Annotated in this window: 10 protein-coding genes and 1 tRNA gene; 5 read left to right on the top strand and 6 right to left on the bottom strand. The window is 70.1% G+C overall.

Annotated features, from left to right (window positions below):
* The first annotated feature begins 82 nt into the window (after positions 1-82).
* Positions 83-159 (top strand) — tRNA-Met (locus CKO31_RS23450).
* 290 nt (positions 160-449) lie between these two features.
* Here the strand turns inward: CKO31_RS23450 and CKO31_RS23455 are convergent.
* Positions 450-701 (bottom strand): type II toxin-antitoxin system RelE family toxin, encoded by a 252-nt coding sequence (locus CKO31_RS23455; protein WP_200242389.1) that lies wholly within the window; start codon positions 699-701, stop codon positions 450-452.
* Complete coding sequence (locus CKO31_RS23460; RefSeq protein ID WP_200242391.1) at positions 691-897, bottom strand: RelB antitoxin-like protein; 207 nt, start codon at positions 895-897, stop codon at positions 691-693. Before CKO31_RS23460 ends, CKO31_RS23455 begins: the two co-directional genes overlap by 11 nt.
* 450 nt (positions 898-1,347) lie before the next feature.
* On the opposite strand from CKO31_RS23460, the gene CKO31_RS23465 reads away from it, so the two are divergent.
* Complete coding sequence (locus CKO31_RS23465) at positions 1,348-2,526, top strand: sigma-54-dependent transcriptional regulator family protein (protein ID WP_200242393.1); 1,179 nt, start codon at positions 1,348-1,350, stop codon at positions 2,524-2,526.
* 210 nt (positions 2,527-2,736) lie between these two features.
* On the opposite strand, the gene CKO31_RS23470 is transcribed toward CKO31_RS23465, so the two are convergent.
* Positions 2,737-3,774 (bottom strand): protein adenylyltransferase SelO family protein, encoded by a 1,038-nt coding sequence (locus tag CKO31_RS23470; RefSeq protein WP_200242395.1) that lies wholly within the window; start codon positions 3,772-3,774, stop codon positions 2,737-2,739.
* Positions 3,775-3,870: 96 nt separating this feature from the next.
* Positions 3,871-5,391: an acetaldehyde dehydrogenase ExaC gene (gene exaC / locus CKO31_RS23475; protein WP_200242397.1), complete on the bottom strand. Its 1,521-nt coding sequence runs from the start codon at positions 5,389-5,391 to the stop codon at positions 3,871-3,873.
* Positions 5,392-5,644: 253 nt separating this feature from the next.
* Between exaC and CKO31_RS23480 the strand changes: the two genes are divergently transcribed.
* The 3 genes from CKO31_RS23480 (at position 5,645) to CKO31_RS23490 (ending at position 11,961) form a co-directional block, all read left to right on the top strand.
* On the top strand, positions 5,645-6,106 hold the full coding sequence (locus tag CKO31_RS23480; protein ID WP_200242400.1) for a CBS domain-containing protein: 462 nt from the start codon (positions 5,645-5,647) through the stop codon (positions 6,104-6,106).
* 510 nt (positions 6,107-6,616) lie between these two features.
* Positions 6,617-8,419 carry a hypothetical protein gene (locus CKO31_RS23485; RefSeq protein ID WP_200242402.1) on the top strand — a complete coding sequence of 601 codons (1,803 nt, stop codon included), beginning with the start codon at positions 6,617-6,619 and terminating at the stop codon, positions 8,417-8,419.
* Positions 8,416-11,961, top strand: a complete 3,546-nt coding sequence (locus CKO31_RS23490) for a DEAD/DEAH box helicase (RefSeq protein WP_200242404.1) — start codon at positions 8,416-8,418, stop codon at positions 11,959-11,961. Before CKO31_RS23485 ends, CKO31_RS23490 begins: the two co-directional genes overlap by 4 nt.
* Before the next feature lie 86 nt (positions 11,962-12,047).
* Here the strand turns inward: CKO31_RS23490 and CKO31_RS23495 are convergent, their stop codons facing one another.
* Positions 12,048-12,239 (bottom strand): PIN domain-containing protein, encoded by a 192-nt coding sequence (locus tag CKO31_RS23495; protein ID WP_200242405.1) that lies wholly within the window; start codon positions 12,237-12,239, stop codon positions 12,048-12,050.
* 6 nt (positions 12,240-12,245) lie between these two features.
* Positions 12,246-12,503, bottom strand: a complete 258-nt coding sequence (locus CKO31_RS23500) for a type II toxin-antitoxin system Phd/YefM family antitoxin (RefSeq protein WP_200242407.1) — start codon at positions 12,501-12,503, stop codon at positions 12,246-12,248.
* Positions 12,504-12,833: the final 330 nt, after the last annotated feature.

Genomic DNA, 12,833 nt, shown 5'->3' on the forward strand with positions numbered 1-12,833 from the left:
GGCTGGGGGCTGGGGGCTGGCTCGCGGCTGCGATCGGAGTCTTGACCGGATACTGGCCGCGGGATATGCTTACCGGCTTTCCGGCTACGTAGCTCAGTTGGTTAGAGCGCGGCACTCATAATGCCGATGTCGGTGGTTCGAGTCCACCCGTAGCCACCAGAAAACCATACCAAATCAGCCGCTTACGAGCGGCTTTTTTTGCGTTAAGGCCTCTGGCTGATCGTTCGCGCCGTTCCTGGCTACGCCGTGGCTACCACTCTCGAAGTTGCTTGGCTTTGCCGATCAGCAAGCTGTTGTAGGTAGGGCGCCGGCTAACCGCCAAAGGTCGCGCCCGGTGCGCGCGGCGGTGCCGTTTCCCGAAACTCGTTTCGGGAACATCATCCGCCGCGGTCTCCTGTACGCTCGCGCAGCCGAGGACATCAGCAGGAGAACAGCGCGCATGTGGATCATCAGATCTTGCTCCTGTGTCCGACCTTGACCACCAGGATCAGCAGACGGTTGTCTTCAACCTGATAGATGGCGCGGTAGTCGCCGCTGCGGACGCGGTAGATGCGATCCTCGCCGGAGAGCTTGACTACACCGGCAGGGCGCGGATCGGCTGCAAGCGACTCGATTGCGTTGCCGAGCCGGCGTTGGGCCGGCTTGGGGAGCTTGTCGAATTGGCGCTTTGCGGCCTTGGTGAAGACGATGCTATAGGCCATGTTCGGCCTTGACCGCTTCCCACGGGATGGTGTCCTCCTCGCCGCGCTCGATCCGGTCCAGCGCCCTGCGGGCGTCGTCCAGGTCTTCCAAGTCTTCGATGCGCTCGATCAGGGCCGTGTACTCGGCGATGGGGAGCAAGACGGACAGGGGCTTGCCGTCGGCGTCGGTCAGGAATTGCGGATGCAGGTCGGGCATGCGGGTAGCCTCGCTTTTTCTGGGGCGGGTGAATAGGTGGCGCTCGGTTATGCCGCGACTTTGGATCGCAGCGTGACGACATAGAAGCCGCTCCCTGAGCGGCATTTTTGTGCCCGCAACTCTCCGCGACCCGCCGCGGCGCTCCTGCTGTGCCCGATGTCCGTGTGGGTGTGTAGCTCGCCTGCTGCGGATACGCGCCTGCGCTGCACACAACTGCATCCTTGACCCTTGCCCCCGTGCTGCCTAGTCTCAGTCCACAAGCGCGGTGCGGCGAGCGGGCCTTATGTCCATCGTCCGAAGACCAGCCAGGCCACGCGCTCCCGGCACGAGGACCCGCCAGAGGTCCGCATGCGGCCCATCCATGGGCCGGGCAACAACAGGCCGACCAACGGCCGCACCACGGCCGCCGGGACCGCGATGCATCGCGGACCGGTGGTCGGGAGGAGGACATTGCAAGCCCACCACGTCAACGGCGCTGCGCTGTCGCAGCGCCGCCGCGAAGCCGACCGCGATTGGCAGGCGTTCATGGAGCCCGGCGGTGCGCAGGCCGCGGCACCGGCCCCCGAGATTCTGGCGTCCTGGCGGCGCAGTGCCCGCTATCTCAGCCGCAATCCGCCCAAGGCGCCGGTGGAGGACGCCGCCCTGGCGCGGGAGCTCTGGCAGGCGTCGCCGCTGCGCCAGGCGCTGGACGCGCAGCGCCCGCAGCTGGAGGCCCTGGCCCGGGAGGGCTCCCTGGTGGCGGCGGTGGCCGGCCCCTGCGGGCGGCTGCTCTGGACCTATGCCGGCGGGCATATGGTCAAGCCCGCGGATGCCGTGAATTTCGTCCACGGCGGGCGCTGGGACGAAGCCGCCGTCGGCACCAACGCCGTGGGTCTCGGCCTGCGGCTGCGCCGCCCGGTGACGGTGTTCTCGTCCGAGCACTTCCAGCCCTTCGTGCACGATTGGGTCTGCTACGCGGCGCCCGTGCTGCATCCTCGGACCGGCGCCTGCCTCGGCCTGCTGGACCTCTCCACCACCTGGGACCGGCATACGCCGCTGGGGCAGGCGGCGGTGTCCGACCTGGCCAGGTCCATCGCCGCTGCGCTGCCGCCGGAGGCGTCGCGGGCGGAGCTGGAGCTCTGGGCCCTGGGGCAGCCGCGGGTGCAGTTCCGCGGCAGGCCCCTGGCGTTGCCGCTGCGGCAGGTGGAGATCCTCTGCCTGCTGGCGCTGAATCCGGCGGGCCTGAGCCTGGATGGACTCCATGCGGCGCTCTACGGTGACGCGCCCGTCTCGCGCTCGACCCTCAAGGCCGAGCTCTCGCAGCTGCGCGCGGCGCTGGACGGGCAGGTGGGCTCCCGGCCCTACCGGTTGAGCCTGTCGGTGTGGGCGGATTTCATCGAGATCTGGCAGGCGCTGCGCCGGCAGCAGGCCGCCGAGGCCATCGGCCTCTACGCCGGGCCGCTGCTGGCGCGCTCGGCGTCGCCGGCCCTGGAGGAGTGGCGGCACTGCATCGATGCGGTGATGGGTCGGGCGCTGGAGTCCTGCGACGACCCTGCCGCGCTCATCGGCGCCATCAGCCGCAGCACCGCGGGCAGCGAGATGGTCCGCGAGCGGCTGACCGAGCTGGCAGACGACGGCGGCATTTCGTAACAGCTCACGGAGATTGGGCAAGGATTCGCCGTAGGTCGGGCTGAGGCACGAAGCCCGACACCGCCATTGCCGACACCGCCGGATTGTCGGGCCTCCTCACGTCGACCCGACCGACGTCCAGGCACCTGCGAGCCCGGCAGCGGTCGATATTTGCCCGGTATCCCGCCGGTGTTGCGAGCCCGAGCCGACTCGGCGAGCGGCGCCGAGCGCTCATCGCCGGCCAGCGCTGCACCGCGCCTCGAATTGCTCGAGATACCGCGGCTCGTAGATCCGCAGCGCCGCCCGCAGGGCCTCCGCCGGGATGATGGGCGACAGCGCCCTGGCCAGCACATTGCAGTTCCAGAGGCCGAGCGTCGGCTGCTCGCCGAAGGCATAGCGGCCCTTCTCGTCCACGGGGCTGGCGACGAAGGCGTCGCGCCGGCTGCTGTCGCAGTCCTCCGGCACGAAGGCCGCGGCGCCCAGGTCCAGCGTGATGCCCACCGCGGACTGGTTGTCCGTGTTCATCATGCCGTGGACGAAGCCCGCCGCCTGCCAGTGGGCGACGAGGTCCGCGGTATCCGTCACCATGGCCTGCAGCAGGGCCGCATGGCGGTCGCTATCGTCTGGGACGCGCCCGCTGTAGTGGTGCTCGATCAGGTAATCCGCCAGCACCCGCAGCCCCTCGGTATCGCGCTTGAAGTAGCAGTTCTCGAAGCTGCCGAAGCGCAGGTGGCTCGGGGCGAGTCGCACCAGAATGGCCGCGCGCTCGAAGCCCCGGCGGTCAACCTGCTCGTCGCCGGCAATCACGCACAGGCAGCGCGCCGTCGGGATGCCCAAGCCCGCGAGCCGGCGGCTGATGGCCAGCTCGTGCAGGCACTCGGTGAGCCCGGCGCGGCCGTCCGCCTCGCGGGCATAAGGGGTGCGTCCGGCGCCCTTGAGGCTCAGCTCCAGCCAGCCCTGGTCGGTGTCGAGGCCGCCGAGCACCAGCACCCGGCCGTCGCCGAGGAAGGGATTGAAGCGCCCGAACTGATGCCCGGCGTAGTCCAGGGCCAGCGGGCGGCAGCCCGCCGGCAGGCGCTCTGCGCTGAAGAGCGCCAGCCAGTCGCCGGCGCCGCAGGCCTCGGGATCGAGCCCGATCAGCGCCGCCGCATCGCCGTCACAGGCGATGAGCTCGGGGTTGGTCAGGGGCTTGGGCGCAACGGGCTCGTAGAAGCGCGGCCCGAGTGCCAGCAGGGGCTGGCGCAGCGCCGAGGGCGAGGTCGCAGGCATGGCGCAGGGGGCGTCGGCGGGATGCGGGGCCGCCGTTGTCGGCGGCCCATCGGCGTATGCCGCGCCCGGGCGGGCGCAGCCGGCGGCTCGGGCCGATCAGAAGAACCCGAGCGGGCTCACGTCATAGCTCACCAGCATGTTCTTGGTCTGCTGGTAGTGATCGAGCATCATCTTGTGGGTCTCGCGGCCGACGCCGGACTTCTTGTAGCCGCCGAAGGCCGCATGCGCCGGATAGTGATGGTAGCAGTTGGTCCAGACGCGGCCGGCCTGGATGCCGCGGCCCATGCGGTAGGCGAGGTTCATGTCCCGGGTCCAGAGGCCGGCACCCAGGCCGAAGTCCGTGTCGTTGGCGATGGCCAGGGCGTCCGCCTCGTCTTTGAAGGTGGTCACGGAGACCACGGGGCCGAAGATCTCCTCCTGGAAGACGCGCATGTCGTTGGTGCCCTTGAGCAGGGTCGGCTGGATGTAGAAGCCCGCGCTGAGATCCGGGTCCACGGACTCGATGTCGCCGCCGAGCAGCACCTGGGCCCCTTCCTCCTGGCCGATGCGGATGTAGCTCAGGATCTTGTCGTACTGCTCCTGGGAGGCCTGGGCGCCCACCATGACGTCGGTATCCAGCGGGTTGCCGCGCTTGATCTGCATGGCGCGCTGGATCACCAGGTCGATGAATTGATCATAACCGGATTCCTGCACCAGCAGCCGGGACGGGCAGGTGCAGACCTCCCCCTGGTTGAAGAAGGCAAGCACGGCGCCCTCGACGCATTTGCTGATGAACTCCGGTTCCTGCTCCAGCACGTCGGCGAAGTAGACGTTCGGGGACTTGCCGCCCAGCTCCACGGTGGAGGGAATGATGTTCTCGGCGGCGTATTGCATGATCTGGGCGCCCACCGGGGTGGAGCCGGTGAAGGCGATCTTGGCGATGCGCGGGCTGGTGGCGAGCGCCTTGCCCGCCTCCTGGCCGTAGCCATTGACGACGTTGAGCACGCCCGCCGGCAGCAGGTCGCCGATTAGGTCCATCATCAGCATAATCGACGCCGGCGTCTGCTCGGCGGGCTTGAGCACCACGCAGTTGCCGGCGGCCAGCGCCGGGGCGAGCTTCCAGGCCGCCATCAGCAGCGGGAAGTTCCAGGGGATGATCTGGCCGACCACGCCGAGGGGCTCGTGGAAGTGGTAGGCCACCGTGTGCTCGTCGATCTCGCCGATGCTGCCCTCCTGGGCGCGGATGCAGCCCGCGAAGTAGCGGAAGTGGTCCACCACCAGCGGCAGGTCGGCGTTCAGGGTCTCGCGCACGGCCTTGCCGTTGTCCCAGGTCTCGGCCACCGCGAGCTTCTCGATGTTGGCCTCGATGCGGTCGGCGACCTTGAGCAGGGTGTTGGCCCGGTCTGCGACGGAAGTACGGCCCCAGGCATCCTTGGCGGCATGCGCCGCATCCAGCGCCCGCTCGATGTCCGCGGCCCCGGAGCGCGCCACTTGGCAGAAGGGCTTGCCGTTCACCGGCGAGACGTTGTCGAAATAGGCGCCGTCCACCGGGGGCACCCAGTCGCCGCCGATGAAGTTGTCGTAGCGCTCGCTGAAGCTGACCACGGCGCCGTCGGTGTTGGGGCTGGCATAGATCATCGGAAGTCTCCTCCGCCTGGCTCGGCTGTGTCTTGTTGCGGGATCAGGGCATGGGCCATTCGCGTGTGCCGGCGTTCAGGGTCTCCCGGCACGGACCGGGCGGACACTAGCCGACGGAGGTTGGGAAAAGGTTGGGCGCCGGTGTGGTCGGCGGGTGGCCGGGCGCGGGGTGGGGGCGCAATCTCGGCGCGCCCCGCAGCGGCTATACTGAGCAGCTAAAAAGACAGACCACGAGACTGAGGAGGCCCCGCCAATGCACGTCAGAGACGCGATGAACACGTCCGTGCGCACGGTCACGCCGGACACCAAGATCCTGGAAGTGGCGTCGCTGATGACGCTGTATCGCTACCAAGGGCTGCCGGTGATCGATGCGGGCGATGCCTTGGTGGGCGTCATTGCCGAGCGGGATCTGCTGCACAGCCTGTTCCCGAAGCTGGAGAGCCTGATGGCCGAGGGCATGCACTCGGTGGACTATGACAAAGAGATGGCCCGTTACAAGGAGATCCTCGGCCTGAAGGTCGCGGACCTGATGACGCCCAATCCGGTCACCGTGGACCCCGAGATGCACGTGCTGCGGGCCGCGACCATCATGGTCCGCCACAACTTCCGGCGCATCCCCGTCGCCGAGGGCAGCAAGCTGGTGGGCATGCTGAGCCTGGGCGACGTCCACAAGGCCATCTTCCATTCCAACCTTGCGCAGGGCTTGTCGGTCTGAGGTCTGCCGCGCCGGGCCGCAGCTTTCCCGCGGCTTGCGCCAACAACGCCGCGGGCGACGTTTCATCCAACCGCCGCAACGCCGCCGGTTGGAAGCCCGCGGCCCCAGAGGACCCCAGAGGACCCCGAGTCCCGCCGGAGCAAGCCCAATCCCAACCGTCCGACTCGGCCCACTCGTCCCACTCGTTCCCACTCGTCCACTCGTTCCCAAGCTCTGCTTGGGAACGCGGCCCGAGCCGGCGAGGTTCCCGAGCAGCGCTCGGAAGCCGGCAGAACGTCATCGCCCGACGCATTGGCAGCGGCCGTCGCCCGCAGTGCGTCGGCGGTTCTCCGCCGATGCCGAATCGTGCCATCCTGATGGCCGCGCCTCCGCAGGCGCCGCCGTAAAGGCCAGCGTGCGCGGCCGCGCATCCGGTCCCACTCCCCGATCCACGTCCGCAGAGCGCGTGGCCTCCAGCCCGCTAAGGGACGCACCGCTGGGCACGCAGCCACGCTCGACCCCTATCGCACCATGACGCTCCAAGACACCCTCGAATCCCTGACGGCACATGCACTGAGTATGCGCATCGCGCAGCTCCCGGTGGGCAAACGCCCCCAGCGCAAGGCCGATATGGTAGCCGCGATCAGCGGCTGTCTGCTCTCCGATGCCCTCGCCGACATCGTCGCCCGGCTCTCGGAGCCGGAGCGCAACGCCGTCGCCGAGGCCGTGCACCACTGGGACGGGCGCTTCCGCCCGGTCGCGTTCGACGCCAAGTACGGCAAGCTTCCGAGCTTCTTCACGCGCGACCCCTATCGCTTTCCGCGACAGCCGGAGCCGCCGAGCGCGCTGGAGGTGCTGCTGTACGACAACAGGGTTCCGGACGACCTCGCCGCGCGGCTCGCACCGTTGCTGCCTGCGCCGCCGCCGTTGGACATCCCGCTCCTCGACGACGAGCAACTGCCGGCCGCGATCGGCGCGGACGAGGACGACGACAAGCCAGAGCCTCTGGAGCGCCGCGACACCGAGCCGATGGTGCACCACGACTTGCCCGCGGTGCTGCATCTGGTCGCCCGGGGAGGGGTCGCAGTGGGCGCCAAGACCGGCATCGTCAGCGCCGCCGGCGCGCGCCGGATCGAGGCGGTGCTGCAGGGCGGCGACTGGTACAGCGCCGACCGCAACGCCGACACCCCGCGCTGGGCGGGCGTGCCGCTGTTCCCGATCCGCGCCCACGCCTGGCCCCTGCTGCTTCAGACCGGCGGGCTTGCGAAGATCGACGGCAGCAGGCTGGCCCTGACGCCCAAGGGCAAGAAGGCCCTGGCCCAGCCCGTCCACGAGGTCGTCGCAGATCTCTACACCCGCTGGCGGAAGAAGGGTGCCCCAGACGAGCTGCGGCGCGTGGAGATGATCAAGGGGCAGACCGCCAGGGGCGTACGGCTCACGGCGCCGGTGGATCGGCGGCTGGTGATCGAGAACGCGCTGCACGTGTGCTGCCCGGTGGGTCAGTGGTTGTCCGTAGACGACCTGTTCCGGCTGATGAAAATCGACGGCTTCCGCTTCGAGGTCGCCGGCAATCTGTGGAAGCTCTATCTGACCGACGCCAACTACGGCACCCTCGGCTACGACGGCAGCGACTTCGAGATCCTGGAGGGGCGCTATACGCTGGCCTATCTGTTCGAGTACCTGGCCACGCTGGGCCTCGTGGATGTCGCCTACACGCTGCCCCATGACGCACGTCCGGACTACCACGGCCACTGGGGCACCGACGAGCTGGAATACTTGAGCCGCTACGACGGCCTGCGCTATCTGCGCCTGACCCCGCTGGGCGCCTATTGCCTGGGCCTGGTCGACAGTTATGCGCCGGCGCCGCTGGCGCGCGCACCGCTGTTCCGGGTCGGGCCGGACCTGAGCCTCGCGCTGCTGCGCCCGGCCGAGCCCGCCGAGCAGCTGCAGCTGGAGCAGATCGCGACCCGGGTCTCGGCCGAGCGCTGGCAGCTCGACGCCGAGGCCCTGCTCGCCCGCGGCAGCGACGCCGAGGAGCGCGCCCGCAACCGTGAGTTTCTTACGACCGCGCTGGACGGCACTGCACCGCCGGAGCTCGGCGAGCTGCTCGATGGCATCGACCAGCGCGCGACGGCCGTCACCGACCTCGGCCCGGCGCGGCTGATCCAGTGCCGCGACGCCGCCCTGGCCGGGCTCCTGGCCGATGATCCCGCCACGTCCGCCCATTGCAGCCGCGCCGGCGAGCGCCTGCTCTGCGTGCCGGAGAAGAAGCTCGCAGCCTTCCGCAAGGGGCTGGCGCGGCTCGGCTTCGTGCTGCCTGGGCTCGGCCCATGAGCGACGCCCGCGATCTCATCGACCGCGCCTTGCGGAGTCATCCGGACGCGGCGCTGGATCTGCTGCGCATGCCGGCCGCCGAGCTGGACCCGCTGCTGGCCGAGCGTACCGAGGGCGAGGCCGAGACCCTGGCCGGCTGGCTCGGCGTGCTGCGCGGCGACTATGACGCGGCCATCGCCCATTTCGACGCCGCCTACAAGGCCGAGCGCAAGCGCACCGGCAAGCGCAAGCTGTACTTGCCGGGACTGCCCGGCGTCCTGTACCTGCTGCTCCTGCTGCGGCGCGGCAAGCCGGACGACCTGACCCGGGTCCAGCAGCAGGTCGCCACCTGCCTGCGCGCCCACGTCGCCGACTGGCTCGAATACGTCTTCCGCATCGTCGGCGACCTGGCCGCGGTGCTGTCCGGTCAGGCCAAGCCGGCGGACGGCTATGCACTGCACTTCATTCTCGGTCCGAAGGGTCCGCTGCCGCTCTTGTTCCAGGCCCTGGCGCTGTACTGGCTCGGCGAGCCGGTAAACAAGGATGCGCTGCCGGCACTGGCCCGGCATGCCCGCGCCGCCGCCGAGGCGGGCGAGCGCTGGTATGCGGCCGAGGCCGTCGCGCTGCTTCAGGCCCGCGGCTACCAGGGCAAGCTGCCGAGCTCGGACCCGACCACGGCCGACTGCAAGCCGCTGACCGATCTGCTGCAGCCGAAGCCGAGCTGGGAGCTGGCGCTGGAGGCCCTGGAGCGGCTCGCCCCGGACAGCGCCGGCGGCGACGACGGCGCCGAGCACAGCCTGCGCCTGATCTGGCTCCTGGTGCTGAAGGGCGAGTATGCGACCCTGGAGCCGCGGGAGCAGAAGCGCACCAAGTCCGGCGGCTGGACCCGGGGCCGCGCCGTGTCCTTGCAGCGCCTGGCCGAAGAGGCCCAGCAGATGCCGCATTTGTCGCCGCAGGATCGGGCCATCTGCGGCTGCATCGTGCGCGAGCAGATGCGCGGCCCCTGGGGCAGGAGCGGGCAGTGGCTCTATGTGCTGGACCCGGACCGGGCGCTGATCGCCGCGGTGGGCCATCCGCTGCTGCTCGCCGACCCGGGCGACGAGGCGCCGGTGGAGCTGATCCGCAGCGGTCCGACGCTGACGGTGTCGCGGCGCCGCCGCGACATCCTGGTGCGCATCGAGCCCTTCCCGAGGGAGGGTCTCGGCGTGGTGCCGGTGCGCGAGTCGGCGCGGCGCATGCGGCTGGTGGCATTCGATGCCTCGCACCGGCAGATCGCCTCGATCCTCGGCTACGACGGCCTGCAGGTACCCAAGGGCGCCGAGCAGCGGTTGGTGGCGAGCCTGGCCACCATCGCGCCGATGCTCACCGTGCATTCGGACATCGGGGGCGGCGCCGACGACGCCGCCGAGCGAGTCGCTGCCGATCCGCGCCCGCACCTGCATCTGACCCCGCTGGACGAGGGCCTCGGCCTGGAGCTGTTCGTGCACCCCTTCGGCGACGCCGGCCCGCAGCTGCGCCCCGGCGAGGGCAGCGCAACCCTGCTCACCGAGATCGACGGCCGCCCGGTGCGCTGCACCCGCCGGCTGAAGGCCGAGCGCGAGGCCGTGCAGGACCTGCTGGCCCAGTGTCCGGCCCTGTCCGGCGGCGACCCGGCCGGCGTCGACTCCGGCCACTGGCAGCTCGACGACCCGGAGACCGCCCTAAGCGCGCTGGAGCAGCTGCAGGAGCTGGGCGACGCCGTGGTGCTGGACTGGCCCAAGGGCAAGCGCATCGCGCTGACGGCCCAGGCGCGGGTGGAGCAGCTGCGCGCCGCCATCGCCCGCCGGCAGGATTGGCTCGAGATCGGCGGCGAGCTGCGCCTGGACGACGGCCGCGTGCTGGCGCTGCGCGAGCTGCTGGCGCGGGCGGCCGAGACCCAGAATCGCTTTGTGCGCCTGGGCGAGCGCGACGTGCTGAGCCTGAGCGAGGCCCTGCGCCGGCGCCTGGACGGGCTCGCGGCCCTCACCGACCGCGGGCGCTTTCATCCGCTGGCGGCACCCGCCGTCGAGGAGCTGCTGGACGGCATGGACGTCGCCGAGTCCCCGGTCTGGGACGCGCAGCTCGAGCGCCTGCGCGAAGTCCGCGCGCTGGAGCCGCAGGTGCCGTCCACGCTGCGAGCGCAGCTGCGCGACTACCAGGTGGAGGGCTACCGCTGGCTGGCCCGGCTCGCGCACTGGGGCGCCGGCGCCTGCCTGGCGGACGACATGGGACTCGGCAAGACCCTGCAGGCCCTGGCGCTGATCCTGTCGCGGGCGCCGGCCGGGCCGACCCTGGTGCTGGCGCCGACCTCGGTCTGCGGCAACTGGCTGGAGGAGGCCGCGCGCTTCGCCCCGACCCTGCGTCCGCTGCGCTTCGGCCCCGGCGACCGCGCCGCGATGCTGGCCGAGGCCGGGCCTTTCGATCTGATTGTCGCCAGCTACGGGCTCTTGCAGACCGAGGCCGAGCGCCTCGCCGGCGTGCACTGGCAGACCATCGTCGCCGACGAGGCCCAGGCCTTCAAGAACGCGCTCACCAAGCGCTCGCGGGCCATCATGCAGCTCGCCGGGGCCTTTCGGGTGATCACCACCGGCACGCCCATCGAGAATCACCTGGGCGAGCTGTGGAACCTGTTCCGCTTCATCAATCCCGGGCTGCTCGGCTCGCTGGAGGCCTTCAACGGCCGCTTCGCGGTGCCCATCGAGCAGCACCAGGACCAGGCCGCCCGCGCCCGGCTGCGCCGGCTGCTGCGCCCGTTCATCCTCCGCCGGCTGAAGAGCGAGGTCTTAAGCGAGCTGCCGCCGCGCACCGAGATCACGCTGGAGATCGAGCTCAGCGACAGCGAGCTGGCCCTGTACGAGGCCGTGCGCCGCGAGGCCCTGGACCGCATCGAGGCCGCCGAGGCCAGCGCCAACCCGGGCCAGCGGCGCATGCAGCTGCTGGCCGAGATCATGCGCCTACGCCGCGCCTGCTGCCATCCACGCCTGGCCTTGGCCGACAGCCCGCTGCCCAGCAGTAAGCTCGATGCCTTCGCGGACCTGGTGGACGAGATGCGCGAGAACCGCCACAAGGCGCTGGTGTTCAGCCAGTTCGTCGACCACCTGCGCCTGATCCGCGAGCACCTGGACGCCCGCGGCATCCGCTACCAGTACCTCGACGGCTCGACCCCTGAGCCCAAGCGCCGCGCCGCCGTGGACGCCTTCCAGGCCGGCGACGGCGAGCTGTTCCTGATCAGCCTGCGCGCCGGGGGCGCCGGCCTGAACCTGACCGCCGCCGACTACGTGATCCACATGGACCCCTGGTGGAACCCGGCCGTCGAGGATCAGGCCTCCGACCGCGCCCACCGCATCGGCCAGCAGCGCTCGGTGACCATCTACCGCCTGGTGGCGAAGGACACCATCGAGCAGCGCATCCTGAAGCTGCACGCCGCCAAGCGCGACCTCGCCGACGCCCTGCTCGAAGGCACCGACGACAGCGCCCGCCTCGACTACGACGAGATGCTGGCGCTGGTGCGCGATGGCGTCGGCACCGGCTCCGCCCCGGCATAAGCACCGGTGGTGGACTGCACCACCTTGACGGCAGCGCTAAGGCCGCGCGAGCCGGAGGGTTCCGCTGGGTTCCAAACCAAATCCAGTCAGGTGGTGAGCTCGTTCGCGCGTTCCGGGTCTTGATCCCGGGTCTGCTCGATCCCGGCCTGGATCTCGCCGATGGTGACTACGGAGAGGCGCAGCTCGGCATCATCGACGGAACGCAACCATGCCAGCACGGCGCCATGGGGGCGAGCACGGCGCAGCTCGGAGACAACATTGGTGTCGAGTAGGTACACGACGGCTCAGTCGAGCTCGGGCGGCGTTCGACGGCGGGCCTCGCCGCGCGGCGGCACATGCATCTCGCCCGTGCCGCTGCGTTGCAGCAGAAGCTCCTTCAATGTCGGGCGAGCGGACTGCGTCAGCCCCCGCCATTGTTCGACGGGTACGAGCACCGCGGTCTCGGCGCCCCGTCGGGTCACCATTTGCGGTCCCTCGCGAACGCAGGTGTCCAGCAGTTCGCTGAAACGTGCCTTGGCGTCTTGGACGGGCCAGCTGGTCATCACGCCCTCCGATAAGACTAGTCACCTGACTAGCTAGTGTATACCCAAGAACAGGCTCGTCGCCAAGCGCGCCTGCGGATGTCCCAAGACTGCAGGAAAACGGGTCACGCACCGCTGGCCTGTCGGTATTCCGTGCCGCACTCGATACGTCTGGACGCCGGGCAGCGGGATTTCGCCCGAGGGGACGCGAAGCGTCCGCCCCAGCTCCCACGCCCGAGCGTGGGAGCCAGAGCCAGATCCACGGTCGGACTTATGATCGACGCCGCACCCCGCACCCCGCACCCCGCACCGCGCACTACGCACTACGTACTCCGTACCCCGTACCCCGTA

It is taken from the genome of Thiohalocapsa halophila (assembly GCF_016583825.1).
In the GTDB taxonomy this organism is placed as follows: Bacteria; Pseudomonadota; Gammaproteobacteria; order Chromatiales; family Chromatiaceae; genus Thiohalocapsa; species Thiohalocapsa halophila.